This is a genomic window from Caballeronia sp. INML2 (assembly GCF_023631365.1).
Taxonomy (GTDB): Bacteria; Pseudomonadota; Gammaproteobacteria; order Burkholderiales; family Burkholderiaceae; genus Caballeronia; species Caballeronia turbans.
Map to the genome: position 1 here is coordinate 1 of NZ_JALQDH010000076.1, position 14,902 is coordinate 14,902.

Annotated in this window: 13 protein-coding genes and 1 riboswitch; of the genes, 5 read left to right on the forward strand and 8 right to left on the reverse strand. The window is 64.2% G+C overall.

Annotation, left to right across the window (positions count from 1 at the left end; all coding sequences use genetic code 11):
* The 3 genes from NCT32_RS26680 to NCT32_RS26690 all read left to right on the forward strand — a co-directional run.
* A partial coding sequence (locus NCT32_RS26680; protein ID WP_250478089.1) for a hypothetical protein occupies positions 1 to 233 on the forward strand: 233 nt, incomplete at its 5' end.
* Between the two features lie 44 nt (positions 234 to 277).
* Positions 278 to 535, forward strand: a complete 258-nt coding sequence (locus NCT32_RS26685; RefSeq protein WP_061121830.1) for a hypothetical protein — start codon at positions 278 to 280, stop codon at positions 533 to 535.
* 196 nt (positions 536 to 731) lie between these two features.
* On the forward strand, positions 732 to 1,433 hold the full coding sequence (locus NCT32_RS26690; RefSeq protein WP_061121813.1) for an SDR family NAD(P)-dependent oxidoreductase: 702 nt from the start codon (positions 732 to 734) through the stop codon (positions 1,431 to 1,433).
* Positions 1,434 to 1,436: 3 nt separating this feature from the next.
* Here the strand turns inward: NCT32_RS26690 and NCT32_RS26695 are convergent, their stop codons facing one another.
* Positions 1,437 to 2,411 (reverse strand): GlxA family transcriptional regulator, encoded by a 975-nt coding sequence (locus NCT32_RS26695; protein WP_061121814.1) that lies wholly within the window; start codon positions 2,409 to 2,411, stop codon positions 1,437 to 1,439.
* A 101-nt stretch (positions 2,412 to 2,512) separates the two neighbouring features.
* On the opposite strand from NCT32_RS26695, the gene NCT32_RS26700 reads away from it, so the two are divergent.
* Complete coding sequence (locus NCT32_RS26700) at positions 2,513 to 3,223, forward strand: GNAT family N-acetyltransferase (protein WP_061121815.1); 711 nt, start codon at positions 2,513 to 2,515, stop codon at positions 3,221 to 3,223.
* 57 nt (positions 3,224 to 3,280) lie between these two features.
* Here the strand turns inward: NCT32_RS26700 and atzF are convergent, their stop codons facing one another.
* From atzF to NCT32_RS26735, 7 genes are all read right to left on the reverse strand, one after another.
* Positions 3,281 to 5,080 carry an allophanate hydrolase gene (atzF, locus tag NCT32_RS26705; RefSeq protein ID WP_250478088.1) on the reverse strand — a complete coding sequence of 600 codons (1,800 nt, stop codon included), beginning with the start codon at positions 5,078 to 5,080 and terminating at the stop codon, positions 3,281 to 3,283.
* A gap of 31 nt (positions 5,081 to 5,111) precedes the next feature.
* Positions 5,112 to 8,666, reverse strand: coding sequence for an urea carboxylase (uca, locus tag NCT32_RS26710; protein ID WP_250490636.1), 3,555 nt, complete (start codon positions 8,664 to 8,666; stop codon positions 5,112 to 5,114).
* A gap of 170 nt (positions 8,667 to 8,836) precedes the next feature.
* The gene (locus NCT32_RS26715) at positions 8,837 to 9,481 is read right to left on the reverse strand and encodes an urea amidolyase associated protein UAAP2 (RefSeq protein WP_061121818.1); all 645 of its coding nucleotides are present in this window, start codon (positions 9,479 to 9,481) and stop codon (positions 8,837 to 8,839) included.
* Positions 9,482 to 9,494: 13 nt separating this feature from the next.
* Positions 9,495 to 10,202 carry an urea amidolyase associated protein UAAP1 gene (locus NCT32_RS26720; RefSeq protein ID WP_061121819.1) on the reverse strand — a complete coding sequence of 236 codons (708 nt, stop codon included), beginning with the start codon at positions 10,200 to 10,202 and terminating at the stop codon, positions 9,495 to 9,497.
* 17 nt (positions 10,203 to 10,219) lie between these two features.
* Entirely contained in the window at positions 10,220 to 10,993 is a 774-nt protein-coding gene (locus tag NCT32_RS26725; protein ID WP_061121820.1) for an ABC transporter ATP-binding protein, read from the reverse strand.
* On the reverse strand, positions 10,990 to 11,805 hold the full coding sequence (locus tag NCT32_RS26730; RefSeq protein WP_061121821.1) for an ABC transporter permease: 816 nt from the start codon (positions 11,803 to 11,805) through the stop codon (positions 10,990 to 10,992). The genes NCT32_RS26725 and NCT32_RS26730 overlap by 4 nt, the downstream gene beginning before the upstream one ends.
* A 30-nt stretch (positions 11,806 to 11,835) precedes the next feature.
* Positions 11,836 to 12,900 (reverse strand): putative urea ABC transporter substrate-binding protein, encoded by a 1,065-nt coding sequence (locus tag NCT32_RS26735; RefSeq protein ID WP_061121822.1) that lies wholly within the window; start codon positions 12,898 to 12,900, stop codon positions 11,836 to 11,838.
* Between the two features lie 58 nt (positions 12,901 to 12,958).
* Positions 12,959 to 13,067, reverse strand: a riboswitch (guanidine-I (ykkC/yxkD leader).
* A 264-nt stretch (positions 13,068 to 13,331) separates the two neighbouring features.
* Between NCT32_RS26735 and glyA the strand changes: the two genes are divergently transcribed.
* The gene (glyA, locus tag NCT32_RS26740) at positions 13,332 to 14,579 is read left to right on the forward strand and encodes a serine hydroxymethyltransferase (RefSeq protein WP_061121823.1); all 1,248 of its coding nucleotides are present in this window, start codon (positions 13,332 to 13,334) and stop codon (positions 14,577 to 14,579) included.
* Positions 14,580 to 14,902 lie beyond the last annotated feature (323 nt).

The following is a 14,902-nucleotide window of genomic DNA, read 5'->3' on the forward strand; positions in this document are numbered from 1 at the left end:
TCAGCAAAGAACTCGGCCGCGCTGAAATGGGCGCTATCGTCGGCGGCGCAAGCATCTTCCAGAACAACGGCATCAACTACAACTCGATCAGCGGCTTTGCCTTCGCCAGCCCGCAAACCAACGTCGCCCCGGTGACGCAGGTCGATGCCTCGCAGCACACCGACGTCGACGTGAAGAACATCACCAAGTCGCTCTCTTCCGTCGGCAGCCTGCTCGGCGGCGTCGCGGTCTGATCGCTCGCCTCATCGAATCCACACCATCATTCCGGAGAACCATCATGTTGAAAATCGACAACCTCGCTGTCAGCAAAGAACTCGGCCGCGCTGAAATGGGCGCTATCGTCGGCGGCGCGAGCATCTTCCAGAACAACGGCATCAACGCCAACTCGATCAGCGGCTTTGCCTTCGCCAGCCCGCAGATCAATGTGGCGCCGGTGACCCAGGTCGATGCATCGCAGTACACCAACGTCGATCTGAAGAACGTCACGAAGTCGCTCGACGCCATCGGCAGCCTCCTGCACGGCGTAAAGGTCTGAAGCAGCACCGTCGACAGGAGAAGGAACAAACGTGCTTCCTTCTCCTCTCTTCACGCTTCGGTGTCGGTGCGAAGAGATCGAAAAGCAGATAGCCTGAAGGACACCTGTTCACAGCATTGCCATGAAGCGCGCCGTTCGCGCGCCGATTTCACACCACGGTTATCATCGGCTTCGTCACCCCTCCGAGCGTGAAGCCATGAGCACACTTCCTTATCGCAGCGCCCTCATCATCGGTGCCGGGAGCGGCATCAGCGGCTCTCTCACCCGGCGTCTGCGCGCCGAGGACATTCCCGTCGTCATCGCGGCGCGCAACGTCGACAAGCTTTCAATACTCGTCGATGAAACCGGCGCAATCGCCCTGCCCGTCGATGCCTCCGATGCCGGCCAGACGGCAGCGCTCTTCGCCGAAACCGACAAACGCATCGGCGCCCCGGAAATCGTGATCTACAACGCGAGCGGGCGCACTCGCGGGCCGATCGCCGAGCTCGACGCAGCGGAGGTCGAACAGGCTGTCGCCGTCTCGGCGCTCGGCGCGTTCCATGCGGTCCAGCAGGCGGCGCGGCGCATGATTCCCGCGGCCAGGGGCGCGATCCTGCTGACCGGCGCGACCGCCGGCGTGAAGGGATTCGCGCTGTCCGCGCCATTTGCCATGGGCAAGTTCGCGTTGCGCGGCCTAGCGCAGAGCGCCGCACGCGAACTGGCGCCGAAGGGCATTCATGTCGCGCATTTCGTCATCGATGGCAGCGTTCGCTCCGACGGCCGCGCCGATCCGCCCGATGCGCCGGACAGCACGCTCGATCCCGATGCCATCGCGCAGACCTATCTGGACGTCCTGCGTCAGCACCGCAGCGCATGGACCTGGGAAATCGAGCTGCGGCCGTGGGTGGAGAAGTTCTGAGCATCAACCTTCGGCAGCGCCCGCCCGTATCTCCTTCACGCCGCGCCCGAGCCGCCGGCGCAACAGCGTGCGCAAGGTCGCGCCGTCCGCATAGCCGACCTCGGCGGCGATCGCCTCGATATCGAGCTGGCTCGAACGCAGCAGATGCACGGCCCGCTCGACACGAAGGTCCTGAAAGTACGACAGCGGCGACTTGCCGAGCACCGCTTCGATACGCCGCTGCAACGTGCGCGTGCTCGTCGCCAGCGCGTGCGCGGCCGCCTCGAGCGAAAAGCCCTGCGCGAGCCGCGCGCGCGCCCAGCGCTCGAAGCGCTCGACCATCGGGTCCGCGCGCGCCAGATGATCCGGAATCATGTAAGGCGCCTGCGACGGACGCGCGTCCACGATCAGATAGCGCGCCACCGTCGCGGCCAGTGCGGGGCTCGCCTGATTTATCAGCCACAGCGCGAGATCGAGATGCCCCATCGCAGCACCCGCCGTCGTGAACTCGCCCGATGGCACGAGCATGCGCGCGCTGTCGAGGCGCACGGCCGGATAGCGTTGTCGAAACAATGGCGCGAGCCACCAGCTCGTCGTGGCCTCGTGACCGTCCAGCAAGCCGGATTCCGCCAGCACGAACGTGCCGATGCACGCCGCCGCGATCTTCACGCCGTCCGCGTGCTGCTGCGTGAGCAGCTGCATGGCATCGATCACGTCGCGGCGAGCGAGCGCCGGCAGCAGTTGAGCGGGCATCTTGGTGGCGGGCGCCGGCACGATCAACCAGTCGGGGCGCGTCATCGCGCTCGCTGGCTTGACCGGCACGCGCATGCCGAGCGCGGTGCGCACGTCGCGCCTCACGCCGATCAATTCGATTTCGAAGCGCGGGCCGGCGCCCGGCTCCAGCATGTCGGCCAGCTCGTTCGCGATGGTGAAGGCGTCGAGCACGGCGGACAGCGCCGTGTCGAATACGCCGTCAAGGGCGAGAACCATCGTTCGCATGGCGTGAATGATTCTAAAAGTGTCATTTCCGACAATAGCCGGAGTGCGTCGAACTGTCTAGAGTGACGCTTATCCGATCAACTTTCTCATCCGGAGCAGACATGAGCTTTCCGACGCAAACGGGACTCGACCGCCCGATCTGGACCGCGCTGACCACGAAACAGGCGCATCTCGGCCTCGGCGATGCGCTCGCGCGGCGTTTCCATACGGAGGTCGCGCCTTTCGCGGCGATCGCGTCGGACACGCCGGACGCATGGCGCGCGCTGCACGCGCTGTTGCAGCCCGGCGAGCTGGTCGCCATGCTGTCGGCGGATGCGGTCGCGGGCATCGATGCCCTGGAGGCGAAGCGCGTCGGCACGATTCATCAGATGGTCGCGACGCGGCCCTTCACGCAAGGCGTCGACGACAGCGGCGTGATCGCCCTAGGCCCCGCCGATGTCGACGACATGCTCGCGCTCGTGCAACGAACCAAGCCGGGCCCGTTCGGACGGCGCACGCGCGAGATGGGCCGCTACATCGGGATTCGCGAACACGGGGAGCTCGTCGCGATGGCGGGAGAACGCATGGCCATCGACGGTTATGTGGAGATCAGCGCGGTGTGCGTCGACGAACGCTGTCGCGGGCGCGGTCTCGCCGGCCGGCTGATGAACATCCTGCGCGGTGAAATCGGGCTGCGCGGCGATACGCCGTTCCTGCATGTGTTCAGTCACAACGAGAGCGCCATCGGCCTGTATGAACGGCTCGGCTTCCAATTGCGCCACGCGTTCGTGCTCACGCAGGTCAGTCACGCCGCGCCCGGCGCCGCGCGTTGATGTCTTTTGCAACGGCCCGGCGCACGCCGCTCGCGGCCGTCTGCCGCCGATGATCGCTCACGCGGCGCGGTCGAGCCATGCGCGCCAGCCGCCGTACTGCGTGATATCGACGGCGCCGTTGAGCGCATGCGCCTCGCAGACGAAGCCGGTTTCCCAGCGGCCGTCCGCGAGTTCGACCTTGCCGAGCGCGAGCGGCGCGGGAATGCCCGCGAGAAACGAGCCGACCTCCGCGCTCGGCAACGCCCACACTTCGACCGCGATCGCCGCCCCGTTCGCATCGTCGCGCATCATGCCGGGCCGTTGAACCGGCCCGCCCGCGAGTGCAAACAGGCGATAACGCGGCGCGCTCGATGTCGCTTCGACGAGGCGCGCGCCGCGTGCGGCCAGTTGCCCGTTCAGCGGCAAACCCGTGAGATGCGCGCCGCATACGACGAGCTTCATCCTGTCGTCACGCGCGGCGCGCGCGGGCGTATCGCCGTCCTGCCGCGCGCCGCCGACGAGCGGCACGGCGAGCTTGCGATGCAACGCATCGGCGACGCTCAGCAGATATTGATCGGTGAAAGCGCGGCCGAAAAGCGTCACGCCCCACGGCAGGCCATTGCGCATGAACCCCGCGGGCGTCGCGACGGCGGCGTAATCGAGCAGATTCATGAAGTTTGTGTAATGCCCGAGCAGCGAATTCGCGCCGATCGGATCGCGCTCGAGCTCGGCGAGCGTGACCGCACGCGGGATCGATGGCGTCAGCACGCAATCGAGATCCGCGAGTACGGCGTCGCAACGCTGCTTCAATGCCTGAAGCCTGTATTGCGCGCGAAACGCATCGACGGCGGTGACGCCCGGCGCCTTCGCGAGCACGTCGCGGATCACGGGCAGCACGGCATCGGGCTGCGACTCCATCAGCGCGCCGGCGACGCTATAGCGCTCCGCGACCCACGGCCCTTCGTAAAGCAGACGCGCGGCTTCGATAAAAGGCGCGACGTCGATGTCGATCGCCTCGCCGCCGAGCGCTTCGAGCGCCGCGCGCGCGTTCGCGAAGAGCGCGGGACTTTCGTCGCAACCGGCGAACTCGAGTTGACGCGGCACGCCGAAACGAAAGCGCGCCACCGTGCCGAACGCGGCGGCATCGTTCCATTGCGGATTCGCGCGGCTGTACGGATCGGCGGGATCGTGGCCTGCCGTGAGCGCGAGCAGCGTGCTCGCCTCGCTCGCCGTCGCGGTGAAATAGGTCACGCAATCGAGCGTGCGGCACGCGGGCACGACGCCCGCCGTCGAGAGCAGGCCCTTCGTCCCCTTCGTGCCGACGAGATTGTTCAACGCAGCGGGCACGCGGCCCGAGCCGGCGGTATCGGTGCCGAGCGAAAAGCTCGCGACGCCCAGCGCGACGGCCAGCGACGACCCCGCGCTCGATCCGCCGGAAGGATAGTCCGCAAGCACGCTGTTGCGGCACTTTCCGTACGGCGAGCGCGTGCCGTTCAGTCCGGTCGCGAACTGGTCGAGATTGGTCTTGCCGACAGGCACCGCGCCGAGCGCGATCAGCCGCGCGACGAGCGTCGCAGATCGCTGCGGCGTGTACGCGAACGCGGGGCAGGCGGCCGTTGTCGGCACGTTCGCGAGATCGATGTTGTCCTTGATTGCGAAGGGCACGCCGTAAAGCGGCAGCGAATCGATGTCGCGTGCATCGAGCGCCGCGAGATACGGCTCGATTTCGTCGTCGTCCAGCAGATGAATGAAGAGCCGATAGTCGGCGTTCAACGCGCGAGCGCGCGTGCGCAATGCGCCGATCAGCGCGCGCGGCGTCGCACGGCCTTCGCGATACGCGGCGCGCAAGGCGGGAAGACGCAGGTCGAATGAATCCATGTCCGATGATTCCTTGTTGGTCTGAAGTGTGTCACGCGCGCTGTTCGATCACGACGACGCGCTGCCCCGCGCGAACCGACGAACCCGGCGCAACGTGAACTTCTCCGACGATGCCCGCACACGGCGCGATAACCGATATTTCCATCTTCATCGATTCGATGACGACGAGCACGTCGCCCGCTTCGACGCTCGCGCCGGCCTCGACGCGCACCTGCCACAGATTGCCCGCAATTTCGCTATCGACGGCGATCTGGCCATCGGCGAGCGGCACGACGTCCGCATCGGCGGCGACGGGTGCATCGAGCGCCGTCTCGTCGCTGCCCGCTTCGTGCCAGCGTTGCCGCTCCGCCTGAAACGCCGTTTGCTGATGCGCGCTAAATTGCGCAATGCCGTCCGCTTCGCGATCGAGAAACGCCTGATAGCCGGCGAGAGACAGCTCTGTCTCCTCGATCTTCAGCGGATACCGCCCAAGCGGAAACGCCTCGCGTATGCGCAGCAGCTCGTCGGCGGAGACTTCGTAGAAGCGGATCTGATCGAAGAAGCGCAACAGATACGGACGTCCCGCGAAATCCGCGACGTCGCGATAGCGGTTCCACATCTGCAACGTACGCCCGACGAACTGATACCCGCCCGGCCCTTCCATGCCGTACACGCACAGATACGCGCCGCCGATGCCGACCGAGTTCTCCGCCGTCCACGTGCGCGCGGGGTTGTACTTCGTCGTCACGAGCCGATGACGCGGATCGAGCGGCGTTGCGACCGGCGCGCCGAGATAGACATCGCCCAGGCCCATCACGAGATAGCTTGCATCGAACACGACGCGCTTCACGTCGTCGATCGAATCGAGCCCGTTGATGCGGCGGATGAACTCCAGGTTGCTCGGGCACCACGGCGCGTCCTTGCGCACGGTGGTCATGTACTTGTCGATGGCGAGCCGGCACGCGGGATCGTCCCACGAGAGCGGCAGATGCACGACGCGCGACGGCACGCGCAAGTCCTTTTGCAGCAGCACGCTTTGCCATGCCGACGCGACGTGCTCCAGCAGCGTGTCGAGCGGCAATCGTTCCGGCTGATAGTGAATCTGCAGCGAGCGGATGCCGGGCGTCAGATCGACCACGCCCACCAACTGCAATGCTTCGAGCGATTGCATCAACGCATGGCCGCGAAAGCGCAGCACGAGATCGAGTTCGGGCGGGCCGATTTCGAGCAGCAGATGCGTATCGCCGGACAGACGCGCGACGAGCCGTTCATCGCCTTCGCCGATGCTCAATACGATCGGCGATTGCAATGGCGTTTGCCGTGCAGGGTCTTTGCGCGCGGTCGCGATATCGACGGGAACGAAGCGCACCTTGTCGCCCGCCTTCAACTGGCCGATCTGCCACAGGTCCGCTTCGATCACGGTGACCGGACATACGAAACCGCCGAGGCTCGGACCGTCTGGACCGAGAATCACGGGCATGTCGCCGGTGAAATCGATCGCGCCGACGGCATACGGATTGTCGTGAATGTTCGAGGGATGCAGACCCGCTTCGCCGCCATCGGTACGCGCCCACTCGGGCTTCGGACCGATGAGACGCACACCGGTGCGGCTCGAATTGAAGTGCACTTCCCAGTCGGTTTCGAAGAAGCGCTCGATATAGGACGCAGTGAAGTATTCCGGCGCGCCGTGCGGACCATAGATCACGCGCAGCACGCGCACATCGTCGAGTCGATGCGTGAGCGTGTCCGGCAATGTCGCGCCGGTTTCACGGCTCGTCAGCGGATGAACATGCAAAACGTCGCCCGCACGCAATGCGCGCCCGCCATGGCCGCCGAACTGGCCGAGCGTGAACGTGCTGCGGCTGCCGAGATAGTGCGCGACATCCAGCCCGCCACGCACGCACAGATACGCACGCGCGCCCGCGCCGCGGATGGTGCCGAGCGCGAGCGTGGACCCGGCTGCGACGAGGAAGGTCGTGTTCATCGGCTGCGCGATGTCGTCGAGCATGACGGGCAGCGTTGCGCCCGTTATCGCCACGACCGCATCCGTGTTGAAGCGCAGCGTCGGACCGCTCATCGTGATTTCGAGCGCGGCGGCATCTTCGCCATTGCCGAGCAGACGATTGCCGAGCTCCAGCGCGCGACCGTCCATCGGGCCGGATGGCGGCACGCCCACCGCCCAATAACCTTGCCTTCCCGGATAGTCCTGCACGGTCGTTTGCGTGCCGCCGCTCAGCACTTCGAATGTCGATGCGCGATAGCGCAAGCCTTCGAGACAACGCGTCCACGGATGACCGCTTGCGAACGGCGCATCCGCGAGAATCTGCCGCAGATAACCGCGATTCGTTTCGACGCCATAGATGCGCGTCGCGTCGAGCGCGGCATCGAGCGCATGACGCGCCGCGTCGCGCGTGGGTTGCCACGCGATCAGCTTCGCGAGCATCGGATCGAACCACGGCGGCACGTCGCAACCCGCCTCGATCCATGTGTCGATGCGCAACGCGCGGCCATCGGATGACGGAAACGACACGTCGGTGAGCAGACCCGGACAGGGCTTGAAATCGCGGCCCGGATCTTCCGCATAAAGACGCGCCTGGATTGCATGACCGCGCGGTGCGAGATCGCGCGAAAGCGTATCGAGTGCGGGCAACGTGCCCGCTGCAAGCTCGATCATCCAGCGCACCAGATCCACGCCCCACACCTGTTCGGTCACGCCATGCTCTACTTGCAGACGCGTGTTGACTTCGAGGAAATAGAAGCGCGACGCATCGCTGTCATAGACGAATTCGACCGTGCCCGCCGAGCGATACGACACCGCACGCGCAAGCCGGATCGCAGCGTCGCAGAGCGCGGTTGCCATGCCCTCGGGGAGATTCGGCGCAGGCGTTTCTTCGAGCACCTTCTGGTTGCGCCGCTGCACCGAGCAGTCGCGCACGCCGAGCGCGATGGCTTCGCCCTTGCCGTCGCCGAACACCTGCACTTCGAGATGCCGCGCGCGCTCGATGTACTTCTCCAGGAACACGCCCGCATCGCTGAAGTTGTTCTGACCGAGGCGCCTGACGATATCGAACTGCGCGGCGAGCTCGTCGCTGGAACGGCATACACGCATGCCGATGCCGCCGCCGCCCGCGGTGCTCTTCAGCATCACCGGGTAACCGATGCGCTGCGCCGCTTCGAGTGCGGTGTCGATGTCATCGAGGAGGCCCGTGCCTTCGAGCATCGGCACGCCCTGTTCAGCGGCGATCGCGCGTGCGGTGTGCTTCAGCCCGAAGGCGCGCAATTGCGCCGGCGTCGGCCCGATGAACGCGATACCCGCCGCTTCGCACGCTTGTGCAAACGACGCGTTCTCCGACAGAAAGCCGTAGCCCGGATGAATCGCCTGCACACCTTCTTCGCGCGCGATATCGAGAATCTTCGCGATGTCGAGGTAGGTGATGCTCGCGGCGCCATCGCCGAGGCTGCGTGCCGTATCGGCGAGACTGACGTGGCGGCTCGCGCGATCCGCTTCGCTATAGACGGCGATACCAGCGACGTTCAGCTCGCGCAACGTGCGCAGAATGCGGCACGCGATCGCGCCGCGATTCGCGATGAGGACTTTGTCGAACATGCGTGGACGTTCAATGCGTGGGCGGGCCGTCCCGCCACGTGAGCATGCATGCCGGGGTCGTCCCCGGCAGGTAGGCGTTCAGTGTGTTCAGTGCTTCGCGTGGCGTTCGATCGACAACAGACGCTCGGCGCGCGCTTTCATCATCGTGTAGAGCCAGCGGCGCAAGGTGCTCAGTTCCATATCGTCAGCTCCGCCGGAGTCGGGTTGTACGCGTTGCACGGATTGTTCAGTTGCGGGCAGTTCGAGATCAGCACGATCACGTCCATCTCGGCGCGCAGCTCGACGTACTTGCCCGCGCCCGAAATGCCGTCCTCGAACGTGAGGCCGCCTTCCGCCGTCACCGGCACATTCATGAAGAAGTTGATGTTCGCGGCGATGTCGCGCTTCGAGAGTCTTCCGTCGTGCGCGCAGGCTCGCAGATAGTTGTCTCTGCAACTATGCATGTAGCGCTTCTCCAGCGCGTAGCGCACCGTGTTGCTTTCCTGCGCGCACGCGCCGCCGAGCGTGTCGTGCCGGCCGCAAGTGTCCGCGATGATCGTCAGCATCGGATTGCCGAGGTTCGAATAGAGCACGGTGCCCGTCGTCAGATAGAGGCTTTGCTGACGGCGTAACGTGCGTTGCGCGTCATAACGTTCGCGCGGATCGGCTGCGCTGTAGAAGAGCGTGTCGATGGCCTGATTGCCATCGACATCGCGAATGCGCAACGTCTGCCCCGCCTTCAGTTCCTTGAGCCACGGTTCGCCCGCGGGCAGCGTTTCGCGAAAGACCGCCTCGGCGGGATCGAGCTTGCTGGCCGTGAGATTGGATGTCGTCATGCGCGCCTCTCGCTCAGAGAAAGAATCGTTCGGTGTTGATGAAGCCGCGCGTGTTTTCATCGCACGACGTCCGGCATATTTCCGCGACTTGCGCGTCGGCGTTGCGCAGCGCGAGCTGCACCGGCTTCGGCGCGTATTCGGGATTCGGGTCGAGCGGATGCTGGATCGCTGTCAGCACGACGAGCGTGTTCATCGGCGCATAAAGTTCGATGTAGTCGCCCGCCTGCGAATTGCCCTGCACGAAGCTCAACGCGCCGGCATCGGTCACGTCGACGCGGCTGAAAAGATTCAGCGTCATCAACAGATCCGCGATGCCGAGGCCCCATTTGCCCAGTTCGACGAGCAGGTTGTCCGTGCCGTTGCGATAGAACGCGTTGCGCAGTTCCTGATAGCGGCCTTCGCCGTACTTCTCGAACACTTCCGCCGCATTCGATACACCGGCGAGGCTGTCGTGCCATCCGCACGTATCCGCGACGATCGCGGCAAGCACGCGCCCCATGTCGGAATAGAGGCAATGGCCCTTCGTCAGCTTCGCGGTGTGCTGGCATTTGAGCGTATCGGGAAGATTCAGACGCTCGCTTTTTTCGGCGGCATTGAACAGCAGCATGGCGACGTTCGCGCCGCCGCGCATGTCGGTGATGCGCAGCAACTGGCCGCGCTTCACGATCAGCGACGCGTGGCCGCCACCGGGAATCGTTTCTTCGAGCAGGATGTCGTTCATGTGTTATGTCCTTTCGATCATGCGGGAACGGCCAAGAGCGGCGGAACTTCCATCGCCGGCTGCGCTTCGCGCACGCCGTTGCGTTCGAGCGGAATGTCGTAAGTGATGCGCGCGCCGTACGCCTGCGGCGCTTGCGGGTCGATGCGAACCTTGTCGAACACCAGCACGCGGCTGCCGAGCGTGAAGCCTTCCTTCAGGTCGTGCGTGACCATGAAGACGGTCAGCTTCGCTTCGCGCCAGAGGCCCGTCAGCAGTTCGTGCATGTCGCGACGGATGCCCGGATCGAGCGCGCCGAAGGGTTCGTCGAGCAGAAGCACGCGCGGCTTCATCACGAGCGCCTGCGCGAGCGCGAGGCGTTGCTGCATGCCGCCCGAGAGTTGATGCGGATATTTGTCGAGCGAATCGGCAAGGCCGACGCGCGCGAGCATCGCGACGGCTTCATCGCGTGCGAGACGCCGGCGCGCGCCGAAAAGACGCCCTGTGAAAGGCGCATGGGGCAGCTCGAGCCCGAGCATCACGTTGCGCACCACGCTCAGATGCGGAAACACCGAATAGCGCTGATACACGACGCCGCGATGCAGGTCCGGCTCCGACGGCAAGGGCTCGCCATCGAGCAATATCTCGCCGCGCGTGGGACGTTCCTGACCGAGCAGAAGGCGCAGAAACGTCGACTTGCCGCAGCCCGACGCGCCGACCATCGAGCAGAACTCGCCTTGCGCGATGCGCAGATTGAGCCGCTCCAGCACGACCTGATCGTCGTATTGCTTCCACAGGTTGCGGATCTCGATCATGCGCGGCCTCCGTTGTACCAGGGGAACGCCCATTGCGTGAGACGGCGCAGCGCTTCGTCGATGAGCCATGCGAGCAGGGTGATCCACGCGACGTAGGGCAGGATCACGTCCATCGCGAGATAGCGGCGCACGAGGAAGATGCGATAGCCGAGCCCATCCGTCGATGCAATCGCTTCGGCTGCGATCAGGAACAGCCACGCGGAACACAACGCGAGCCGCAGTGCGATCAACAGACGCGGCAGGAGTTGCGGCACGATCACGCGCAGGATGAGCGTCCAGCTCGACGCGCCGAGCGTCTGAGCCTTGATCCACAATTCCTCGGGAATATCGCGCGTGCGCTGTTGCAGATCGCGGATCATCATCGGCGTGATGCCGATCACGATCAGCACGACCTTCGACAGTTCATCGAGGCCGAACACGATGAAAAGTATCGGCAGAACGGCGAGCGGCGGAATCATCGATATCACCGTGATGAACGGCGAAAGCGTCGCGCCCGCGAGCGGAATGCTGCCCGTCACGATGCCGAACACTAGAGCGATCGCCGCGCTCGCGACCAGCCCGATGCCGAGACGCTTCATGCTCGATACCGTGTCGCTCAGCATCAGATGCTCGCCCGTGCGCTTGTCCTCCGTGAACGCGTACTCGTTGAGCGCGGCCTTCATCTGTGTCGCGGACGGCAACAGCTTGTCGTCGGGGTTCGCCTGCAGACGAATCGACGACCCGGTGAAATACACCGCGACGAGCACGATGAACGGCAGCAGCAACAGCATCAGACTGCCGGTGCGGCCGGGATGTCGGTTGATGAGCCGCATGGGCCTCTCCTCTTCAGAACGGCGCGCCGCTCACAGCTTGCCTTGCGCGGCCATGCGCACGTAGGTCGGATCGAAACGCAGCTTCAGATTGCTTTTGCTACCGACGATCACGTTGTTTTCGAACGCCATGCCGACCGCGCCCGCGTTCGGTGCGCCCTTGCCGAGCAGGCCGTGATCGAACGAGAACTGTGCGACGCGCGTCATGATCTTCGGCATGTTCGGGCTCGTGGCGAAGTCGAGCGCCTGTTGCGGCGTGTAGAAGAGCGCGGTAGTCGAGAGTTGCGACTTGTAGCCGGCGAGGTCGGTGCCCGATGCCTTGGCCATCGACGCGAGCGCGGCTTCGCTCTCCGGCGACGAGCCATGCATCGTCTGCATGATCTCGAACCATGCGCCGGTAAGCGCTTTGCCGAGCGCGGGGTTGTCGTGCAGCGTCTTCGTGTTGACGACCATCATGTCCATGATCTCGCCCGGAATGCGGCTCGAATCGAACACTTCGGTGACGTTGGGCTTCGCCTTGAGGTCGGCGAGCATCGGGTTCCATGTGACCGCGTTGTGCACGTCGGCGGTTGCGAATGCGCCGGAGATATCGGCATCCGACGTGTTGACGGTCTTGATGTCGCGTTCGCTCATTCCAGCCGATTCGAGCGCGCGCGCCAGCAGATAGTGCGAAACCGAAAGCTCGACGAGGTTGACCGACTGGCCCTTGAGATCGGCGACCTTCTTGCCCGCGCCCTTGATGAGCACGCCGTCGTTGCCGTTGGAGTAATCGCTGACGATCAGCGCCGTGCTGTCCACACCGCCCGTCGCCGGAATGGTGAGCGCGTCCATGTTGGTCATCGCGCAACCGTCGAACTTCCCGGCGGTGTATTGATTGATCGATTCGATGTAGTCGTTGAGCTGCACGACATCGACATTGATGCCGTACTTCTTCGCCCATTTGGACATGATGCCCTGCGTCTTCGCGTAGCCCCACGGCATCCAGCCGGCGTAGATGGTCCAGCAGACCTTGAAGTCCTTGCGGGCCTGAGCGAACGAGGGCGTGGAGAAACAGAGGGAGAGAGCGACGGCGGCAGCGGCGAAAAAGCGGACGCGCATGAGATTGACCTCGCATTGAACGGTTATCGACGGCAGGAGCGGCGCGACGCATCGCGTTCTCTCCCGGGCTTTTTTCCCGCCGTGTAACCTCGTTCGAGGTCGACAACTCTCGGACCAGCATCGCGCATCGAACGTCGATGCGGACCGGAACCCTAGTCATCCATTGCCAGATTGTGACTGCCACTCCTGACATGCTCAATGCGATAAGCGTGCCAACGCTGTAATCTCGCGGCTTCGGCGGCTTGAATATGGATTCGTGCACAGATACGAAGCGCGCCGCGCGACGCGTCTACGCACGCTCGCACCAAACGGGTGCCCGCATTCCAGCGTAATGTCGGAATTCTTCTATCCGGGCGCGCCTGCTTTCGATGGAATACGGGACAGTCAGAGTTCCCGCAGCAACCCGTTCTCTTCTCACATGGGTAACCATCATGTTCAAGCGCGCAACCAGCACCGTTGAAAACGTCGATCCGGAACTCTGGGCGGCGATCACCGATGAAAACCGACGTCAGGAAGATCACATCGAGTTGATCGCGTCGGAGAATTACACGAGCCCGGCCGTGATGGCTGCGCAAGGCTCGCAGCTCACGAACAAATACGCGGAAGGCTATCCGGGCAAGCGCTACTACGGCGGTTGCGAATATGTCGATGTGGTGGAGCAGCTGGCCATCGACCGCGTGAAGCAGCTCTTCGGCGCCGAAGCGGCGAACGTGCAGCCGAACTCCGGATCGCAGGCCAATCAGGGCGTGTTCTTCGCGATGCTCAAGCCGGGCGACACGATCATGGGCCTGAGCCTCGCGCACGGCGGCCATCTCACGCACGGCTCGCCGGTCAACATGTCGGGCAAGTGGTTCAACGTGGTGAGCTACGGGCTGAACGAAGCCGAGGACATCGATTACGATGCGGCCGAGCAACTCGCCAACGAGCACAAGCCGAAGCTGATCGTCGCGGGTGCGTCGGCGTTTGCGTTGAAGATCGACTTCGAGCGGCTGTCGAAGATCGCGAAGAGCGTCGGCGCATATCTGATGGTCGACATGGCGCACTATGCCGGTCTGATCGCGGCGGGTGTGTATCCGAACCCGGTGCCGCATGCCGACTTCGTCACCACGACCACGCACAAGAGCCTACGTGGCCCGCGCGGCGGCGTGATCCTGATGAAGGCCGAGTTCGAGAAGCAAATCAACTCGGCGATTTTCCCGGGCATTCAGGGCGGACCGTTGATGCATGTGATCGCCGCGAAAGCTGTTGCGTTCAAGGAAGCGCTGTCGCCGGAGTTCAAGGAATATCAGCAGCGCGTCGTCGACAATGCGCGTGTGCTGGCCGAAACGCTCGTGAAGCGCGGCTTGCGCATCGTGTCGGGTCATACCGAAAGCCACGTGATGCTCGTCGATCTGCGGGCGAAGAAGATCACCGGCAAGGCTGCGGAAGCCGCGCTCGGCGCCGCGCACATCACGGTCAACAAGAACGCCATTCCGAACGATCCGGAAAAGCCGTTCGTCACGAGCGGTGTGCGCCTCGGCTCGCCCGCGATGACGACGCGTGGATTCGGTACGAAGGAAGCGGAGATTGTCGGCAATCTTATCGCCGATGTGCTCGAAAGCCCGGAAGATGCGGGGAATCTTGAACGCGTGCGCGAGCAGGTCGCTGAATTGACGAAGCGCTTTCCTGTGTACGGTTGAGGTTCGACTGGCACGACGGGCTTTTGCCGGATCCCGGGTTCTTTTTGGTTTATTAGCGCTGCCCCTGTGCGGGGCGGCAGTCGCTTTCTTTGAAAGGCTTTCGCCGGATCCCGTTTTGTTATTGGTTTATTAGCACTGCCCCTGTGCGGGGCGGCAGTCGCTTTCTTTGCTGCTGCAAAGAAAGTAACCAAAGAAAGCAGCTCGATACGCCCGCGGTCACACGCAGTTTGGCCATGCTTGCCAGCCGATCGTGGGCTGCCTAAGTGTCGCCCTCACAAGACTAATCGGGCTTGGCTCGCGCACGGTCTGTCACCTCGCGCCGC

Coding starts and splice junctions, on each gene's coding strand:
- NCT32_RS26685 (WP_061121830.1), top strand. CDS start 278: ATGTTGAAAATCGACAACCTCGCTGTCAGCAAAGAACTCGGCCGCGCT.
- NCT32_RS26690 (WP_061121813.1), top strand. CDS start 732: ATGAGCACACTTCCTTATCGCAGCGCCCTCATCATCGGTGCCGGGAGC.
- NCT32_RS26695 (WP_061121814.1), bottom strand. CDS start 2,411: ATGCGAACGATGGTTCTCGCCCTTGACGGCGTATTCGACACGGCGCTG.
- NCT32_RS26700 (WP_061121815.1), top strand. CDS start 2,513: ATGAGCTTTCCGACGCAAACGGGACTCGACCGCCCGATCTGGACCGCG.
- atzF (WP_250478088.1), bottom strand. CDS start 5,080: ATGGATTCATTCGACCTGCGTCTTCCCGCCTTGCGCGCCGCGTATCGC.
- uca (WP_250490636.1), bottom strand. CDS start 8,666: ATGTTCGACAAAGTCCTCATCGCGAATCGCGGCGCGATCGCGTGCCGC.
- NCT32_RS26715 (WP_061121818.1), bottom strand. CDS start 9,481: ATGACGACATCCAATCTCACGGCCAGCAAGCTCGATCCCGCCGAGGCG.
- NCT32_RS26720 (WP_061121819.1), bottom strand. CDS start 10,202: ATGAACGACATCCTGCTCGAAGAAACGATTCCCGGTGGCGGCCACGCG.
- NCT32_RS26725 (WP_061121820.1), bottom strand. CDS start 10,993: ATGATCGAGATCCGCAACCTGTGGAAGCAATACGACGATCAGGTCGTG.
- NCT32_RS26730 (WP_061121821.1), bottom strand. CDS start 11,805: ATGCGGCTCATCAACCGACATCCCGGCCGCACCGGCAGTCTGATGCTG.
- NCT32_RS26735 (WP_061121822.1), bottom strand. CDS start 12,900: ATGCGCGTCCGCTTTTTCGCCGCTGCCGCCGTCGCTCTCTCCCTCTGT.
- glyA (WP_061121823.1), top strand. CDS start 13,332: ATGTTCAAGCGCGCAACCAGCACCGTTGAAAACGTCGATCCGGAACTC.